Origin of the sequence: Chthonomonas sp., assembly GCF_035294165.1 — a bacterium.
In the GTDB taxonomy this organism is placed as follows: domain Bacteria; phylum Armatimonadota; class Chthonomonadetes; order Chthonomonadales; family Chthonomonadaceae; genus Chthonomonas.
Genome location: NZ_DATGLN010000188.1, coordinates 1 through 15,383, shown reverse-complemented (window position 1 = coordinate 15,383; position 15,383 = coordinate 1). Strand labels below are relative to the sequence as shown.

Annotated in this window: 19 protein-coding genes; 15 read left to right on the top strand and 4 right to left on the bottom strand. The window is 54.5% G+C overall.

The features are described 5' to 3' along the window. Positions 1–186 (top strand): hypothetical protein (locus VKV29_RS10295; RefSeq protein ID WP_324201218.1); only part of this gene is annotated, 186 nt, incomplete at its 5' end. 130 nt (positions 187–316) lie between these two features. Here VKV29_RS10295 and VKV29_RS10290 read toward each other — a convergent pair. Together VKV29_RS10290 and VKV29_RS10285 are read right to left on the bottom strand one after the other, a co-directional pair. Next, positions 317–706, bottom strand: coding sequence for a YtxH domain-containing protein (locus VKV29_RS10290; RefSeq protein ID WP_324201217.1), 390 nt, complete (start codon positions 704–706; stop codon positions 317–319). A gap of 227 nt (positions 707–933) precedes the next feature. Beyond that, positions 934–1,497 (bottom strand): YbjN domain-containing protein, encoded by a 564-nt coding sequence (locus VKV29_RS10285; RefSeq protein ID WP_324201216.1) that lies wholly within the window; start codon positions 1,495–1,497, stop codon positions 934–936. 253 nt (positions 1,498–1,750) lie between these two features. Here VKV29_RS10285 and VKV29_RS10280 point away from each other — a divergent pair, with 253 nt between their 5' ends. The 13 genes from VKV29_RS10280 to fabF all read left to right on the top strand — a co-directional run bounded on the left by VKV29_RS10280 (position 1,751) and on the right by fabF (position 13,528). Beyond that, positions 1,751–2,737, top strand: coding sequence for a YgfZ/GcvT domain-containing protein (locus VKV29_RS10280; RefSeq protein WP_324201215.1), 987 nt, complete (start codon positions 1,751–1,753; stop codon positions 2,735–2,737). Then, positions 2,734–3,645, top strand: a complete 912-nt coding sequence (locus tag VKV29_RS10275) for a DMT family transporter (protein ID WP_324201214.1) — start codon at positions 2,734–2,736, stop codon at positions 3,643–3,645. The genes VKV29_RS10280 and VKV29_RS10275 overlap by 4 nt, the downstream gene beginning before the upstream one ends. A gap of 157 nt (positions 3,646–3,802) precedes the next feature. Beyond that, positions 3,803–5,905: an ATP-dependent DNA helicase RecG gene (gene recG, locus VKV29_RS10270; RefSeq protein ID WP_324201213.1), complete on the top strand. Its 2,103-nt coding sequence runs from the start codon at positions 3,803–3,805 to the stop codon at positions 5,903–5,905. A gap of 47 nt (positions 5,906–5,952) precedes the next feature. Continuing rightward, positions 5,953–6,441, top strand: a complete 489-nt coding sequence (coaD, locus tag VKV29_RS10265) for a pantetheine-phosphate adenylyltransferase (protein ID WP_324201212.1) — start codon at positions 5,953–5,955, stop codon at positions 6,439–6,441. A gap of 40 nt (positions 6,442–6,481) precedes the next feature. Further along, positions 6,482–7,156 carry a hypothetical protein gene (locus VKV29_RS10260; RefSeq protein ID WP_324201211.1) on the top strand — a complete coding sequence of 225 codons (675 nt, stop codon included), beginning with the start codon at positions 6,482–6,484 and terminating at the stop codon, positions 7,154–7,156. 12 nt (positions 7,157–7,168) lie between these two features. Beyond that, positions 7,169–7,720: a YceD family protein gene (locus VKV29_RS10255; protein ID WP_324201210.1), complete on the top strand. Its 552-nt coding sequence runs from the start codon at positions 7,169–7,171 to the stop codon at positions 7,718–7,720. A 95-nt stretch (positions 7,721–7,815) separates the two neighbouring features. Further along, entirely contained in the window at positions 7,816–8,016 is a 201-nt protein-coding gene (gene rpmF, locus VKV29_RS10250; protein WP_324201209.1) for a 50S ribosomal protein L32, read from the top strand. A 20-nt stretch (positions 8,017–8,036) separates the two neighbouring features. Beyond that, positions 8,037–9,077, top strand: a complete 1,041-nt coding sequence (plsX, locus tag VKV29_RS10245) for a phosphate acyltransferase PlsX (protein WP_324201208.1) — start codon at positions 8,037–8,039, stop codon at positions 9,075–9,077. A 29-nt stretch (positions 9,078–9,106) separates the two neighbouring features. After that, on the top strand, positions 9,107–10,123 hold the full coding sequence (locus VKV29_RS10240) for a beta-ketoacyl-ACP synthase III (protein ID WP_324201207.1): 1,017 nt from the start codon (positions 9,107–9,109) through the stop codon (positions 10,121–10,123). A 7-nt stretch (positions 10,124–10,130) separates the two neighbouring features. Then, positions 10,131–11,093 carry an ACP S-malonyltransferase gene (gene fabD / locus VKV29_RS10235; protein ID WP_324201206.1) on the top strand — a complete coding sequence of 321 codons (963 nt, stop codon included), beginning with the start codon at positions 10,131–10,133 and terminating at the stop codon, positions 11,091–11,093. Then, positions 11,090–11,833 (top strand): 3-oxoacyl-[acyl-carrier-protein] reductase, encoded by a 744-nt coding sequence (gene fabG, locus VKV29_RS10230; RefSeq protein ID WP_324201205.1) that lies wholly within the window; start codon positions 11,090–11,092, stop codon positions 11,831–11,833. The genes fabD and fabG overlap by 4 nt, the downstream gene beginning before the upstream one ends. A 129-nt stretch (positions 11,834–11,962) precedes the next feature. Beyond that, complete coding sequence (acpP, locus tag VKV29_RS10225; protein WP_324201204.1) at positions 11,963–12,205, top strand: acyl carrier protein; 243 nt, start codon at positions 11,963–11,965, stop codon at positions 12,203–12,205. Positions 12,206–12,256: 51 nt separating this feature from the next. Further along, entirely contained in the window at positions 12,257–13,528 is a 1,272-nt protein-coding gene (fabF, locus tag VKV29_RS10220) for a beta-ketoacyl-ACP synthase II (protein WP_324201203.1), read from the top strand. Positions 13,529–13,558: 30 nt separating this feature from the next. Here the strand turns inward: fabF and VKV29_RS10215 are convergent, their stop codons facing one another. Beyond that, on the bottom strand, positions 13,559–14,407 hold the full coding sequence (locus VKV29_RS10215; protein ID WP_324201202.1) for a mechanosensitive ion channel family protein: 849 nt from the start codon (positions 14,405–14,407) through the stop codon (positions 13,559–13,561). Between the two features lie 130 nt (positions 14,408–14,537). Here VKV29_RS10215 and VKV29_RS10210 point away from each other — a divergent pair, with 130 nt between their 5' ends. After that, positions 14,538–15,056, top strand: a complete 519-nt coding sequence (locus tag VKV29_RS10210) for a DUF5658 family protein (RefSeq protein ID WP_324201201.1) — start codon at positions 14,538–14,540, stop codon at positions 15,054–15,056. Here the strand turns inward: VKV29_RS10210 and VKV29_RS10205 are convergent. Continuing rightward, positions 15,053–15,277: a cold-shock protein gene (locus tag VKV29_RS10205; RefSeq protein WP_324201200.1), complete on the bottom strand. Its 225-nt coding sequence runs from the start codon at positions 15,275–15,277 to the stop codon at positions 15,053–15,055. The two genes, VKV29_RS10210 and VKV29_RS10205, sit on opposite strands and share 4 nt — an antisense overlap. Between the last annotated feature and the right edge of the window lie 106 nt (positions 15,278–15,383).

Here is a 15,383-nt window from a genome sequence, read left to right as displayed (position 1 = left end):
TGTCCGCTTCCTATTCCATTGGATGTTCAGGAGCAGCAGTACGGTGATAAGGGCTTAACACTAACCGGACTACTTCTTGGAATGGACGGTTTTGTCTATGCCTGGAATCCTAGTTCATTGTATCGTCTCTGCGTGCAAACGAGGGAGTGGCGTCTGTTGTTGCGGTATGATGAGGTGATAGAGTAGACGATGCTTCTGGCATTCTTTAGGCGGCTTGCTGAGAAAATTGCAGGCAACATTTTTCTTAGGAACCTCACAACAAATAGGGGCTGGGCGTTTGCGCCCAGCCTCCTTCTCTACAAAACCACCAAAGGGCTTATGCCTCTTCTTGCGTTTCAAGTGATGGCTGAGCCTCGGTAGATGGTGAACTACTGCCATCTTTGACCACCGCACTTTGGATGCGCTGCTTTACCTCCTGTGCAGAGGTAGCGACGTTCTCCACAATGCTCCCCCAGCGCTCTTTGGCGGTCTTGGCCACCTCTGTAGAGTAACCACTCGCCTTTTCCTTCAGATCGGAGGCTTTGTTCTTCAGTTCAACAGCTTTATCCGAGGCCTTGCTCTTCAGTTCGTTGGCCTTTTGGGCAAGCTGCTTTCGAGTCTCGGCCCCCTCCTGTGGCGCGACAAGCAAGGCAATGGCCGCTCCCGTCACAGCACCCAACATGAAGCACGCGACATAACCACCCCAGTTGTTAGAGCCTTTGCTCATAATCTCACCTCCTAGCGAATCTCTCTCCAACCAAACTTTTCTAACGAAACAGCACGGCTTGTGTGATACCGCCTGTTCGTCCCCCCATAGTATAAGCAAAATGGCCCTCCTTGTCAATTGTAGAGGCCATTGCCTAATCGTTAAAAATTAAGCTATCCTCATCACAAACACGGTCGAGAACAGGCTTGCTGTTCTCGACCGTACCGAAACAATCCAAATGTATAACATCAATCCTCAGAAGCAGCATCCTCATCGGCATCGTCGAGCAGATCGATCTCTTCCATTTCCGAATCGTGCTCTTCCTCCGTCTCTTCATTGCCCGATAATAGATTGCTCACTATCGTTTGGAACTCCTCGTTTCGACTGTCGGGGTAGATGCCCGTCTGAATCAACGAAAGCAGACGCTCTCGCTCGTTCATAGCTACATGAGTGAGCGTGTACATGCAGCGATGCACTTGGCCTGCCGTAAGTGGGCTATCTTCCACAGGCAGTTCGATGCTCACCGTAATCTCCCCATCCTCCGGGTCAACCCCGAATTTCAGCAACTTGAGAGTACGGTTCTGTTCCATCAACTTCATAAGCAACGCTTCGCGGTTACGAGCGGCATTCAAATTCAGGTAGCAGGGAATAATAAAACGCACATACTCCCCATCCTCTGCCAACGTGATGTAAACGAGCATCTGCTGGTTCTGATGCACGAAAGGATAGAGCAGCATCTTCTCGTTATCGGTGAACACAGCAGCGTTCGCCTCTTTAAAGATGTCGGTTAATTGTCCAAGTGTGACAGCCATCGCTTTTTGAGCTCCTTTGTTATTTCCTTTCGAGCCGCCGATAGAGGAGTGGTCTACTCCTATCTATCAAGACAGTTTTCAGTGCGAAAAAATTCCCAAAACCTACAAAAAGTTTGTGTAAAGCATTCTGTCCACTTGATAGCTAGCGAATAAAACCACTCCACTCTACGCCCTTTCTCCGCGATTCCTGCGGATTCTACTTACAGACGTAATTGCGCCCCTTCAGGTATCATGAATATTGAGGACGAGAGATATGAAAATACAGAGTTTAGAAGGCTACCGCGCCGCACGCTACTATACCGCTTGGATGGATAGAACCGAACAAATCGGCCTGCTAAGCGTAAGCGGCCCCGATCGCTTTTCATGGCTTCAAGGGATGGTAAGCAACGATGTGCGCCTTTTAGAGCAGGGCGCTAAACGCCTGCAGGCCTGCATCTTAAACCCAACCGGCCATGTGCTTACCGATCTGGCGCTTGTCGCAGTTGCCAACGGGCAACTACCCGCTTTACACGACTGTATTCTGCTGGATATGCCACGCGAAAATAGAGAGAAAATCGGGCGCTTGCTCGACCGTTTCCTCATCACAGAAGACGTTGAACTGAATGATGTAACCCCTCAACTGGCATGTCTCTCCCTTCAAGGCCCCGCGGCCGCCCAGCGGATTCAACAACTAAATCTGGGGCCATGCGTCATCGTCGAGGCCGACCATACCGGCAGTGGCGGCTTCGACATCTACGTGCCTACCGAGATGCGCGATACCCTCCTTCATTCTCTCCACATCCCCGTTCTGGATGAAGCGACCGTCGAGCTGCTGCGCATCGAAGCCGGCATCCCAAAATATGGCGCGGAGCTTGATGAGAGCGTTATTGCCTTGGAGGCCAATCTTCGACAAACGCATATCAGCCTTTCAAAGGGGTGCTATGTGGGACAGGAGATCATGGCCCGCATCGAATCAAGAGGCCATACAAATCGAGGTCTTACGGGCCTTGTATTCTCTCCAAACCAAATTCCCGATATCGGTGAAACCCTCTACCCTGTGCAAGAGCCTGCCCGTGAGGTTGGCCGCATTACCTCTGTTGCCGCTTCTTCGCCCGCTATGGACAATCGCCCCATCGCCCTCGCGTTCGTTCGACATGAGTTCGCTCAGCCGAATACCCTCTTGCATGCGGGTGCCTCGCGCAAAGAGGCAGTGGTTGTGCCCTTACCGTTCATCTCCACAACACAAGGAACCTCAGAGTGAGCGCCGCCTCCGCGACACAACCGGTAGAAAGCCAATCCCATGAGATTCGGCTGAACGCCGTTCTTCAGCTGGCTCTTATCAACATCCTTTGGGGTGCCTCCTCGGTGGCCTCAAAAACGGCGCTCATGGCCTTCGGGCCGTTCACCCTTACGTTCGTTCGCTTCCTCCCTGCGGGGCTGATTCTTCTTTTACTGGCACGCCTGCGACGCCGGCTGCCCCCTATCGCTCCAGAAGATCGCCGGCTTTTCCTGGCACTCGGTGGGGTGGGCATTACCGCAACTTACGGCATCTTCTACTTTGGCCTTCAGCGCACCACCGCTACCGATGCCTCGCTGCTGTTTGCATGTGAACCCATTCTCATTGCCTTGTTCGGCTATCTCTTTCTGCAGGAACGGCTCAACTGGCTGCAATGGATGGGTTTTTTGGTGGGCGTTACCGGCATCTGGCTTATCGCCGGCCGCGCATTGGGCGACTGGTTGGCGCTGGCCGGTCTAGCCTGCGAGTGCTGCGTTAGCGTGCCGGCAAAACGATTGGCCACGCGCTACCCGGGTCTGCTGGTAGTGGCCTACGAAATGCTTATCGGAGCGGTGCTTATACTCCCACTTGCCCTGTGGGAGTGGCATCATCATCCTCATATGGTCTCTCCTCGCCCTCTTGCTGCTCTGGCCTTTCTCAGCCTTGTCTGTTCGGTGTTCTGCTACGGCATCTGGTATCGCCTTCTTTCCCGCCACGCCATCTCCCAAATGGGGGTGTTTATCCTTCTCCAGCCTCTGCTCGGGCCTTTGTATGGCCATTTTTTACGTGGTGAGACGCTTCATGCCAACACGCTGCTTGGTGCGCTTCTCGTCTTTTCCGGCATCGCGCTTACCATCTCTCGACAACGTCTACCCAAAGGCACGTGTAACTGACACCTCCAGCACTTAAGACACCGTTCTCAATAGCGCCCGTCCATTTAAGCCTCGCTATGCGTCAACTCTAGACGCAGTTCCAAAATTGACATCCCATCGTGCACTTTGTTACAATATCCTGCCGAGAGCCGTAAACACAGAGAGATGAGCCACAATCATGTCCGAGAAATCAACGGTGCCCCTCACCCTCGATACGCCCCTACAATATGTGAAAGGCGTGGGGCCACACATAGCCCAACGGCTAGCAAAACTGAACCTCCATACGGTGAATGACCTCCTTCGTCATTACCCGAGAAGATGGGAGGATAGAACCCTTTTTGCCCACGCCGCGCAACTACGTGGTGGCGAGTTTGTTACGCTCTGCGGGCTGCCTCTCTCCGTCAGCACCACCCATCCAAGACCTGGGCTATCTCTCACAAAGGCTCTTCTCGACGATCAGGGCGCGGCCATCACGCTTGTCTGGTTTAACCAGCCCTACATGGAGCAGGTGTTTCGCAAACTGATCGCGGCCAAACACCCCGTCGTGGTCTACGGCCAGGCCAAACGCTCCGGATGGATCGTCGAAATTCAAAACCCAGAATGGGAGCCTCTAGACGAAGCTGGCGATTCCCTTTCAAGCGGGCGCATCACTCCCGTCTACCCGGCCACCGAAGGCATAACCCAAGCCCGTCTTCGCCGCCTCACCGATCATGTGCTGCGCGAATGCTTGCCGCTTATTGAAGAGCCACTGCCGCTTGAACTGCGCCAAGAACATCGCCTCATGGAGCTACGTGAGGCACTGCAAAACATCCACTATCCCACCAGCTTCGAGGCCCTCGATGCCGCCCGCAGACGCCTCGTGTTCGAGGAGTTCTTCCTCATGCAACTTTACCTTGCCCTACAACGTCACAAACTCCACGCTAATTCGCAGGGCATTCGCTTTCGTATCTCCCTTGAGGAGTTGCATCAATCGCTTAAAGCCATCCTTCCCTTTCCCCTTACGCAAGCACAACAACGAGCCATTGCCGATATCGCCTCCGACATGAGCAGTGGCCACCTCATGAACCGCCTGGTTCAAGGCGATGTTGGCAGCGGGAAAACGATGGTGGCGCTCGCCGCCATTCTCATGGCCGTGCAAAATGGCTATCAGGCCGCCCTCATGGCCCCCACCGAGATTCTGGCGCAACAGCACGCCATCGTGCTCCGACGCCTTCTTGACCCCCTCCAACTGCGCGTGGAGCTGGCCATTGGCAGCCTCTCCAAACGCGAAAAACAGGAGGTTTATGAACGACTGCGTACAGGGGAAAGCCTCATCGCCGTCGGCACCCACGCTCTCATCCAAGAGGAGGTCGGCTTTGCCCGCCTCGGCCTCGCCATCATAGATGAGCAACACCGTTTCGGTGTGCTTCAGCGCCGAGCGCTCTCCCGTAAAGGCGAACAACCCCATGTGCTTGTGATGACGGCCACCCCCATCCCTCGCACCCTCACACTCACACTCTATGGAGACCTCGACGTCTCCGTACTCGACGAACTGCCTCCAGGGCGAAAACCCATCACCACACACTGGCGTAGCCGCTCCAAACGCGAACAGGTTTACGCTGCCGCAGAACGCCTGCTTGTGGAGGGCCGTCAGGCCTATATCGTCTGCCCGCTTATAGAAGAGAGTGAAAAGCTAGAGGCACAAAGCGCCGCACAACTCCATGCCTATATCGCCAATAAAGTCTATCCACACCGAAGGGTCGGGCTTCTTCATGGTCAAATGCCTCCTTCGGAAAAGGAACAGGTCATGCTGCAGTTCAAAGCCCACGAGCTTGACGTGCTCGTCTCTACTACCGTTATTGAGGTAGGCATAGATGTCCCTAACGCCTCGATCATCATCATCGAGGATGCCGACCGTTTTGGATTGGCGCAACTACATCAGCTACGAGGTCGTGTTGGCCGTGGAGAGTATCCTTCCTACTGCATCCTGCTGGCAGACCCCAAAACCCCCGAAGGAAAGGCGCGTATGGAGATCATGGTAAAAACTTGCGACGGCTTTCGCATCGCCGATGAAGACTTGCGACTGCGCGGGCCCGGCGAGTTCCTCGGCACAAGGCAAAGCGGCCTACCTGACCTCCATATCGCCGACCTTTTGGAAGACCGTGACGTGCTGGTTGAAACACGTGCTGCTGCCTTTGAACTCGTAAAACGAGACCCTACCCTTTCTCACCCTCGGCATCGTGCGCTGCGGGAAGCCCTCCAACGATTGCACTCCCATCTAGAACTCGCCTCCGTAAGCTAACATTTTCTGCGCGTTTGTAGTACAATATAAAGAAAAAGTGGCACTTTATGACCCTAGCGCTTGTGCCGGGGAGCTTTGACCCCGTTACCAATGGGCATTTAGACATTATCCAACGGGCTGTAGAACTTTTCGATGAGGTACGCGTAGTTGTCGCTCGCAACAGCTCGAAAACACCTCTCTTTACCGTGGAGGAACGCCTCGAAATGTTGCGAGAGGTGTGTGCACCTCTCCCCCGGGTAACGGTAGACTCTTTTGAGGGTCTTCTGGTAAACTACGCTTTGAAATGCGGTGCCACGGTGATCGTTAAGGGGCTTCGCTTTGTCTCGGACTTCGAGTATGAGCTGCAAATGGCGTTGATGAACCGTCGTCTCAACAACGCCATTGAAACGGTTTTCTTGCCTACCGGTGCCCCCTATTCCGATCTAAGTTCGAGCATCGTTAAAGAGATCGCCCGCCTCGGCGGGTCGGTGGAAGGATTGGTACCCGAAATTGTCCAGCAACGTCTCAGAGAAAAATACTCCATCCACAGCACCTGAGGCCGCAAGCGCGGCAGCGCAAAACGAGATGCCTAAACCGATGCGGCAGGCGGCGCGCACACTCGAAGGGGCGCCACAGTTCGTGGCCCCCACACGAGGAAACATGGATATCCTCAAACTGCTCTCGGAGCTTGAGGATATGGTGGATCACGCCCGGCGTGGCCCTATGGGCATCCTCCTAGGGTTTCCGGAGGAGCGCTTCCACATCACCCTTATGAAAATTAGAGCGAATCTACCCGAAGAGGTCAAACGCGCCGCCAATTTGGCCCAACAGCGTGAGCAGTTGCTTGAAGAGGCCCGCCAACAGGCCGAGCGCATCCGGCAAGAAGCTAAAGAGAGCGCTTTGGCGGAACAAGAGCGGAGACAGAATGAGTTGGCCCAAATGCGCCTTAAAATGCAACAAGAGCTAGAAGAAGAGCGCAAACGGCTGGAAAAAGAGGCCCTAAAAATTTTGGACCAGGCGCGTGAACAGGCACACCAAATCCTTAGAGAGGCAGAAGCACGAGCCGCCCATCTTATCACGGAAAGCGTAATCTATAAAGAGGCCGAAAAACGCGCCCAAGCCCTTCGACTTGAAGCGGAAAACGATGCCGCAGCTACTCGGCATGGTGCGGATGAGTATGCTAAAACCGTGCTGAACAACATGGAAGAGGTGTTGCAACGCGCCCTGTTGCAGGTGCAAAAAGGAAAAGAACTGCTCTCTAACTCAAAATAACGGAGAACTTCTATGCGCCTCGATATCTCCGAGATCATAAGAGAACCGGGCAAAAGCGCCCACTACACGGTGCATGAACCGCCCCTGGTAGATGAAGATATCGAATGCACTGACGATATCATCGGACAGTTGGACTTCATCAATACGGGCGATGCCCTTCTGCTGCGCGGCAGCTGCGATACATGTGTGATGCTGCCCTGCAGCCGCTGTTGTACCTACTATCAACAGCCGGTCTCGCTCGTCATTGAAGAACAGTTCGAACTGCGAGCCATCTCTACTGGGCCGCGCTCTCTACCCCACATCGTGGTGGTAGAAGAGGACGAAAGCCCTATCGCCGGCAAACTGTTCGATGGCAATGTGTTCGACCTTACGGAAATGCTCCGTCAGTACATTCTGCTGAGTCAGCCGACACAACCCTTGCCGCCCCAGCAGAATGAAATGTGCTCCCTTTGCCATCGCCGGCCAGAGGAGGCTCTGGCCGGGCTAGGAGGCGAGCAGGAGATCGAACCTAGCGGTCATCCGGCCTTTGCCAGGCTGCGCGAACTACTAGAAGAGCAGCCCTAACGCAAAACCACGCCTGCTTTAAACACTGCTCTGTTAGGGTAGACTCTTCTTTTTGTGTGCGTAAGAATTTAGAGAATACGAAAGAGAGGTGTTTTATGGCCTTACCAAAACGACGTCATTCGAACCAAAGAACCCGAAAAAGACGAACCCACTATAAGCTAGCACATAAGCCGGCTATGGTTCCTAGCTTCGAGCAACCCGGCAACTATACCCTGCTGCATCATGTAGACCCCGCCACCGGGCGCTACCGAGGACGAGCCGTTTTTGAGATAACGGATAAACCTCAGAATAAGTAGGCAGGAAACGCTCCCCAAATATGGCCAACTCGATGCGGATCGCCGTTGACGCAATGGGAGGAGACCGTGGCCCGGCAGAGGTTGCACGTGGGGTCTATGAGGCCGCACTCCATTCACAATCCCATTTCTACCTTGTAGGCCACCCCGACGTGCTTCAGCAAGAGTTGAAAAAGTGGCATAACCACCCCAAAAACCTCGAGATCGTGCCTGCCTCCGAAGTCATCGAGATGACCGATCAGCCCGCGGTGGCGTTTCGCAAAAAACCCGACGCCTCGGTGGTCGTCGCCGCCCGCATGGTGCATGAGGGACAGGCCGATGCGTTCGTTACCATCGGGAACACCGGTGCCGCCATGGCTGTGGGTCTCCTTACTCTAGGCCGCATTAAAGGGATAGACCGACCGGCCATTGCCACTCCCCTCCCCTCCCTAACAGGCGGCACCGTCATCCTGCTCGATGCAGGCGCAACGGTTGATTGTGACCCCAATAACCTCTATGAGTTTGCCCTAATGGGCAGTGCCTATGCCGAGCATGTGCTTGGCGTGCCCAAACCGCGTGTGGCACTTCTCTCTAATGGCGAGGAGATGAACAAAGGCAATACGCTTGTCAAACGAACCCATCAACTGCTTTTAGGTGCATCGCAGGTAGAAGCGCCCTTTCAGTTTGTAGGCAATGTGGAAGGACGTGATCTTTTTAAAGGGCTGGCCGATGTGGTGATTTGCGATGGCTTCACAGGCAATGTGCTGCTGAAAACGGCCGAAGGGGTCGCCGAAATGGTGTTGTCGCTGGTTAAACAGGAGCTTGGCCGACACCTCTGGATGCGCCCTCTCGTCGCCCCCTTCGTACCTGCTATGCGACGCCTGCGAACCCGTATAGACTACGCCGAGAGAGGCGGCGCGCCCCTTTTAGGCGTTAACGGAATCTGCATCATAGGCCATGGGCGCTCCACCTACTATGCGGTGGCGAATGCCTGTCGGGCTGCAGAAAAGGCCGTGGAACACAACATCGTAGAGGTTATCCGTTCGCGCGTGTGCAAAGCCCCGCTTATGCCGCCAGCTACCTAAGAAATTTACCGGAAAGATGAGCAAACCCGATGAGTAGTCCCCTGATACCAACAAAACAACCCTTGGCCGCCATTCTCGGATTGGGGATGTGCGTGCCAGAGCGAGTTCTCACTAACGACGACCTGGCCCAAATGGTGGATACAAGCGATGAGTGGATAACCTCTCGCACCGGCATTCGTCAACGCCGTATTGCCGATGACAATACAACGACCTCCGATCTTGCCGCAGAGGCCGCCATACGTGCGCTAGACGATGCAAAAGTCCACCCCGATGAGCTAGACCTCATTCTCTGCGCCACCGCCACCGGCGACTACATCTGGCCGGCCACCGCTTGTGTGGTGCAACGAAAAATAGGCGCCTACCGGGCCGGAGCCTTTGACCTCTCCGCCGCCTGTGCAGGCTTCTGCTACGGCTTGGCGGTTGCAGGCGCCTTCATTCAAAGCCACGCCGCCCAACGCATCCTGCTCATCGGGGCCGATGCCCTCTCAAAACATGTTGACTGGAATGACCGTTCCACCTGTGTCCTTTTCGGAGATGGTGCCGGAGCCGCCGTTTTAGGCCCCAACGATAGCGGCCAGGGTGTGCTTACCTCTGTATTAGGTGCCAACGGCGATGGCCTGGAAATGGTGTGGCTACCTCACGGCGGTACCCGTAGCCCCTTAACCCCCGAACTCATTGAAAACGGCCAAAATAAGCTCATCATGCAGGGCCGAGAGGTCTACCGCTTCGCCGTTCAGGTTATCCCTGAAGCCATTCAGCAGGCGCTTCAAAAGGCCTGCTTAAGCCCTAGTCAGGTGGATTGGCTGGTTATGCATCAGGCAAATATCCGCATTGTGGAGGCCGTCGCAGAACGGCTGCAAATTCCTAAAGAGCGCGTTTTCATCAACATTGATCGCTATGGAAATACCTCCGCGGCTTCGGTTCCCATAGCCCTCACCGAGGCCGTGCAACAGAACCTTCTCAAACCAGGGCAGATTGTGGTAACTGCCGGTTTTGGGGCAGGGCTTGTCTGGGGGGTTAACGTTATTCGGTGGAATGCAAAATAGAGCCGCAATGAGCAAAGTTGCCTTTCTTTTTCCGGGTCAAGGGTCACAGCGAGTCGGCATGGGACGCTCGTTTTACGAAAATTTCTCGGAGGCTCGCGCGCTTTTCGAGCAGGCAAATACCCTTTTGGGCTTCTCACTAAGCGATCTCTGCTTTGAAGGCCCCGAAGAGGTGCTTAAATCTACCGAAAACGCACAGCCAGCCCTCTACGTTACAAGCTATGTGGCCTATCGCTGTCTACAGTCCCTATGCCCCCGTCGCCCCGATGCCGTTGCCGGCCATAGCGTGGGTGAATATGCGGCCCTGGCTGTAGCAGAGGTCTTCTCGTTTGAAGACGGTCTTCGGCTTGTGCGCCGCCGTGGGGAACTGATGCGTGATGCCTCTCAAAAACGCCCCGGCACCATGGCGGCTCTACTTGGAGCAACTCTTGAAATGGCTAGAGAGGTCTGCCTCGCCGCTCGTGATGCCGGCATCGTGAGCGTGGCCAATGTCAATGGCGCCGGACAGATCGTAATCTCCGGTGAGCCTGCTGCGGTGGAAAAGGCTGCCCAACTCGCCAAAGAGCGTGGAGTAAAGCGCGTCGTTCCCTTAGCAGTGTCCGGTGGGTTCCATTCCCCGCTTATGGTAGAAGCGGGCGATGCCCTCTACAACGACATTGCCGCTGTGCCGCTCCGCAAGCCCACCGTTCCTGTAATCGCCAATATCAACGCTCGCTACGTCGAACAACCCATAGACATTATCTCCGGGCTTACCATGCAGGTAAGCGGTAGCGTGCTGTGGGAACCTTCGATGCAGCGCCTTGTTCAGGATGGTTTCCGTGTCTTTATTGAACTTGGCAGCGGTGAGGTGCTCACCGGCCTCATGAAGCGTATCGCACCCGACGCCACCGCGCTTAGCGCCTACGATACGGAAAGCCTTTCTAAGGTCGCAGAACAGCTAGCTCACTTAGCAGAGCTTGGAGTAAACGAATGAAACTACCCGATCGCGTTGCCATTGTTACGGGAGCTAGCCGAGGAATCGGTAAGGCCATCGCCCTTGAACTCGCTAATGAAGGCGCAAAAGTGGTTGTGAATTACAATCGCAATGCCGCATCCGCCGAAGAGATCGTAAAAACCCTCCTGGAGGCGGGCAAAGAGGCGGTAGCCTTACAGGCGAATGTTGCCGACGCTTCTCAGGTGGAAAAACTGGTTCAGAGCACCGTCGAGCGCTTTGGCAGAGTAGATATCCTGATCAACAATGCCGGGGTAACCCGCGATAAGCTCGTCATGCGCATGAGCGAAGAAGATTGGGATACCGTGTTGAATACCAACCTTAAAGGGGCTTTTCTCTGCTCGCGGGCGGTGGCTCCGATCTTTCTCAGACAACGCAGCGGGGTCATCGTTAACATCAGCAGCGTAATCGGTAAAGTTGGTGGGCCGGGTCAAGCAAACTATAGTGCCTCGAAAGCCGGGCTGATCGGCTTGACGAAATCGCTCGCCAAAGAGCTAGGCTCACGCAACATTCGTGTTAACGCCATCGCACCCGGCTTCATCGAAACCGAAATGACCGAGGTGCTGAAACCCGAACAACGCGAAGCTGCGCTAAAACAGATTCCGTTGGCACGATTTGGAGACAGCCGAGAGGTTGCACGTGTTGCCGTCTTCCTCTGCTCGGACGACGCTTCCTATATTCATGGTGAGGTCATTACCGTGGATGGCGGGCTGTTCATGTGAATACCTGTAGTGCCTGCCACGTGCTACAATAACCTAGTGTCTCTTTCACGGAACCGGCTGAAGACACGGTTCCGCACACTTAAGAGAGGCTTCTCATAAAAAAGAACATTTAACTTAGGAGGACGATAAATGTCTACAACTTTTGATCGTGTACGCAAGGTGCTTCTTGAGAGGCTCGATGTGACTGAAGAGGAGATCGTTCCCGAAGCCTCTTTGGTGAATGACCTGAAAGCCGACTCCCTCGACGTCGTAGAGATCGTGCTTCGGCTTGAGGACGAGTTCACCATAGATATTCCCGATGAGGACGCCGAAAAGATCGTCACCGTTCAAGATATCGTGGACTACATAGACAAAAAAGCTGCGGCCTCATGAGCCTTCGCTCGGAATACACTTACTTTAGAGAACTTTCGTACAGGAGTGGCTATGCAGACGCCATCTCATAACCCGACCGGGCCAAGGCGCGTGGTGATAACAGGTGTCGGTGCGGTAACTCCACTTGGTCTTACCGCAGAAGATACCTGGAAAGCTTGTCTATCCGGCTGCTCCGGGGTAGGCCCTATCACCTTCTTCGATGCTAGTGGCTATAGCACCCGCATAGCCGCCGAAATCAAAGATTGGGATCCTTCGCCCTACTTCGAGTCACGCAAAGAGGCACGTCGTGTTGACCGGTTCGTACAGTTTGCGGTTGCGGCCTCGCGTATGGCTATAGAAGACGCCAAGCTCGAGATTACTTCGGAGAACAGCGAGCGTGTCGGGGTCTACATCGGTTCCGGCATCGGCGGGCTGGCAACTCTTGAGGAGTGGCACAAAACGCTGCTGGAGCGTGGCCCCGATCGCATCACGCCGTTTCTCATCCCCGCGATCATCTGTAATATGGGAGCTGGCATGGTATCGATCCTTATCGGTGCACGAGGTCCAAACTCCTGCATTACCACCGCCTGCACCACCGGTCTGAATAACATCGGCGATGCCTTCGAGCTTATCAGACGCGGTGGCGCCGACGCCGTGATCGCAGGGGGAGCCGAGGCGGCCATTACCCCCCTTGGCATCGCGGGCTTCTGTGCCGCAAGAACTATGTCTACCCGCAACGACGAACCTACCCGCGCCAGTCGCCCCTTCGATGCGCAACGCGATGGCTTCGTTATGGGAGAAGGAGCCGGCATCGTAGTACTCGAAGCGCTCGATTCGGCCCTAGCCCGCAATGCCAAAATCTACGCCGAAGTGATCGGCTACGGGATGTCTGGCGACGCCCACCACGTTACGGCGCCGCCGGACGATGGCAACGGGGCTATTCGCTGTATGCGCGCCGCGCTGAATGAGGCCGGTATCAAGCCGGAAGAGGTGGACTATATTAACGCACATGGCACCTCGACCGAGTTAAACGATCGTATTGAGACGCTTGCCATTAAAGCGGTCTTTGGAGAACATGCCTACCACATCCCGGTCAGCTCCACAAAATCTATGACCGCCCATATGGTAGGAGCTGCCGGCGCCGTTGAGACCATCTTCTGCGCGCTCGCCATTCGCGACCGCATCATTCCACCAACCATCAACTACGAATACCCCGATCCGAACTGCGATCTAGATTACGTTCCAAATAAAGCAAGGCCGGCCGAAGTGAACATCGCTCTCTCAAACTCGTTTGGATTCGGCGGGCACAACGGCTCCATTCTCCTTAAAAGATATAGCGGCTAAACCGAGAGGCGCCTTACTCCGTGGCGCCTCTCAAGCTAAAGCGATTCCGGCCTCAATGAATGCTTCCCGCAAGGCACGACGTAAACGCATCTGCTCCTGCAAGAGATGAATGGGGTCTGTAGCCAAACTTACCCGAATCGTCATCGAACTTGCAGAAAATGCCGTAATACCCTCTAGGGTCGGAGCCTGCTTAAGAACGCTGCCCGGTGCCTCGAACAACTGTTTCCCTACCACCTCAATAATCTCCATGATTTTTTGCAAATCGGCCGAGGCGGCCACGTTGATCTCCACAAAATCTACAATAGGATTACGCGAGAGGTTTGTCACCGTGCCTATATCCCCGTTGGCGATCATATAGATGCGGCCTGAATTATCCACAATGCGCGTAACACGCATCCCTATGTTTTGCACCACTCCGGTCACTCCGGCAATGGTTACCATCTCCCCCACCATAAACGTATTGTCCACGATGATAAAAAAACCGGAGATCATGTCTCGGACAAGCTTTTGAGCGCCAAATCCTATCGCCAGCCCGATAACGCCGGCCGCTTCGATAAACGGGATTACGTTCACCCCAACCGCTTTGAGGATCAACACACCGAAGATGAAAAAAAGCAAATAGCTTAAAATGCTGTGCATCAACCCCTGAAGGGTTTTTATACGGCTAAATCCGGCCCCGTCCGGATGACGCCGCACGAGCCGCGCCATACCTTCGTCTACAACGCGAAACAGCATGCCACGCAATACAAGATAGATGATAATCAGGACGGCAACTTGAATTAAGGCCTCTAAACCCCGATTCACCAGCAGATGCCAAACGTTTTGCCAGTAGGCGGGATCGAGGTATTTGCCAAACTCATGCTCCAGCTTTAACTGCATGTCGTCTCCTTCATCCATAGAATTCGCGTTTTAACATACCCCGCAAACTCTACAGGAATCGAGTCGTCTATCCGAATATCATCAACACGTCATTCCCAATGAACAGCACAGCGTGCGGGGACTTTCACAGATGAGGATATCAAAAACGCGATTCGCTTTTGAAAGCTGGCTCATGGCTCTTATTGGCCTGGCCGATCTCGGCAGCACCATCGTGTTTATAGAACGACACGGCGCACAGGAAGCTAACCCCATCTTTCGCCATTTCTGGGAAATGGGGCTGGGTGCTTTTATTGTTGCTAAGCTCGTCTGCCTGATCGGCCCCCTGCTGGTTATGGAGTGGGCACGTCAGCGCCATCCACGTTTCGTTGCCGGAGCCTTGCGCATCGCCATACTCGGCTACCTAGCCCTTTATGGGGTAGGCGTGCTCCATCTAAACCGCACGGCCAAAGCGGATATCCCCCTGGCAGCAAACGACCCTTCCGCTCTTCGGCAGGAGTATCTCAGCGAGCAGATGGCTCTGAAGATACAGATGATCGTGCAGCGGGCACATAAAACGCGATTCGCACGTCCTCCGCAACGCACAGCTGTCGAATCTTACCCGCGTCCTGCCCTGTCTGGTGACAGGAGCAGGACGCATCTGTTGCGCTAAGCCGGGCCTTCTTCATCCTCCACTTTGGGGATGACTAGGGTCGCGAGCCTGCCTTTCGGCCCTTCCGTTGCCTCATAACGAACCAGCTGTCCCTCTCGTAGCGTTCGGAACCCTTCCATCTGAATCACCGAGTAGTGTACAAATACATCTACTCCGTCATCGGCAACGATAAACCCATAGCCCTTCGCGTTGTTAAACCACTTTACTTTGCCCAAAAGCATATTGTCCGTTACTCCTAAGACCTGCACAACTTTCAGTGCGGACTCTTGGAGCGTCAACAACTCACGTTCACAAAGAGTGCACCAGAATCCTTACTGCAATTTGCGT

Bases quoted from the DNA above. Each gene is read 5' to 3' on its own strand.
- VKV29_RS10290 (WP_324201217.1), bottom strand. From the start codon at position 706: ATGAGCAAAGGCTCTAACAACTGGGGTGGTTATGTCGCGTGCTTCATG.
- VKV29_RS10285 (WP_324201216.1), bottom strand. From the start codon at position 1,497: ATGGCTGTCACACTTGGACAATTAACCGACATCTTTAAAGAGGCGAAC.
- VKV29_RS10280 (WP_324201215.1), top strand. From the start codon at position 1,751: ATGAAAATACAGAGTTTAGAAGGCTACCGCGCCGCACGCTACTATACC.
- recG (WP_324201213.1), top strand. From the start codon at position 3,803: ATGTCCGAGAAATCAACGGTGCCCCTCACCCTCGATACGCCCCTACAA.
- coaD (WP_324201212.1), top strand. From the start codon at position 5,953: ATGACCCTAGCGCTTGTGCCGGGGAGCTTTGACCCCGTTACCAATGGG.
- VKV29_RS10260 (WP_324201211.1), top strand. From the start codon at position 6,482: ATGCGGCAGGCGGCGCGCACACTCGAAGGGGCGCCACAGTTCGTGGCC.
- VKV29_RS10255 (WP_324201210.1), top strand. From the start codon at position 7,169: ATGCGCCTCGATATCTCCGAGATCATAAGAGAACCGGGCAAAAGCGCC.
- rpmF (WP_324201209.1), top strand. From the start codon at position 7,816: ATGGCCTTACCAAAACGACGTCATTCGAACCAAAGAACCCGAAAAAGA.
- plsX (WP_324201208.1), top strand. From the start codon at position 8,037: ATGGCCAACTCGATGCGGATCGCCGTTGACGCAATGGGAGGAGACCGT.
- VKV29_RS10240 (WP_324201207.1), top strand. From the start codon at position 9,107: ATGAGTAGTCCCCTGATACCAACAAAACAACCCTTGGCCGCCATTCTC.
- fabD (WP_324201206.1), top strand. From the start codon at position 10,131: ATGAGCAAAGTTGCCTTTCTTTTTCCGGGTCAAGGGTCACAGCGAGTC.
- fabG (WP_324201205.1), top strand. From the start codon at position 11,090: ATGAAACTACCCGATCGCGTTGCCATTGTTACGGGAGCTAGCCGAGGA.
- acpP (WP_324201204.1), top strand. From the start codon at position 11,963: ATGTCTACAACTTTTGATCGTGTACGCAAGGTGCTTCTTGAGAGGCTC.
- fabF (WP_324201203.1), top strand. From the start codon at position 12,257: ATGCAGACGCCATCTCATAACCCGACCGGGCCAAGGCGCGTGGTGATA.
- VKV29_RS10215 (WP_324201202.1), bottom strand. From the start codon at position 14,407: ATGCAGTTAAAGCTGGAGCATGAGTTTGGCAAATACCTCGATCCCGCC.
- VKV29_RS10210 (WP_324201201.1), top strand. From the start codon at position 14,538: ATGAGGATATCAAAAACGCGATTCGCTTTTGAAAGCTGGCTCATGGCT.
- VKV29_RS10205 (WP_324201200.1), bottom strand. From the start codon at position 15,277: ATGCTTTTGGGCAAAGTAAAGTGGTTTAACAACGCGAAGGGCTATGGG.